General features: G+C 68.3%; 1 protein-coding gene and 1 pseudogene. Both read right to left on the bottom strand.

Features of this window, described 5'->3' with window-relative positions:
• A pseudogene (locus SM447_RS30175) lies at nucleotides 1-223 on the bottom strand (site-specific integrase); the annotation flags it as partial.
• The gene (locus tag SM447_RS30170; protein WP_474576253.1) at nucleotides 223-390 is read right to left on the bottom strand and encodes an excisionase family DNA-binding protein; all 168 of its coding nucleotides are present in this window, start codon (nucleotides 388-390) and stop codon (nucleotides 223-225) included. The pseudogene SM447_RS30175 and the gene SM447_RS30170, both read right to left, overlap by 1 nt.
• Between the last annotated feature and the right edge of the window lie 108 nt (nucleotides 391-498).

Genomic DNA, 498 nt, shown 5'->3' with positions numbered 1-498 from the left:
GAACGGGTATGCCGCGCTGGGATTTTGCCTTCAGCTCGATGAGCTTGGCGTGGGCTTCGTCCCAGGTCGCGCCGTAGACGAACTTCCGTTTGCGGGTGCCGTCGGTGGTGAGGACGTATGCCTGTCCGACCCAGCGGCCGTCGCTGGCGCGTTGGTAAATGGAGCCTTCGCCGTTGGGGTTGCGCCGGGCGTTGGTCGGGCGGGGTTTGGGCTGTCTGGGCATCAGGCGGCTTCCTCGGTGAGCATGGTGATGGCATCGTCGATGGCGGCGGCGGGGATGAGGCGGCGGCTGCCGACTTTGAAGGAGCGGAGCCGGCCGGAGCGGATGAGGTCGTAGACAAGTGATCGGCCGATGCCTAGGGCATGGGCGGCTTCCTCGACGCGCAGCACGCGAGGAGTGATCGGGGTCGGGGTGTCCAACGGGTGGCCTTCCTCGTGTGTCGGGCGGTGGTCACGCGGCGACCGGCGCGACGCTGGCCGGGGTGGAGAGTTCGTGGG

The organism is Micromonospora aridisoli (genome assembly GCF_056150025.1).
Note: the sequence above shows the minus strand (reverse complement) of the source record. Positions and strands in the feature narration are given on the sequence as shown.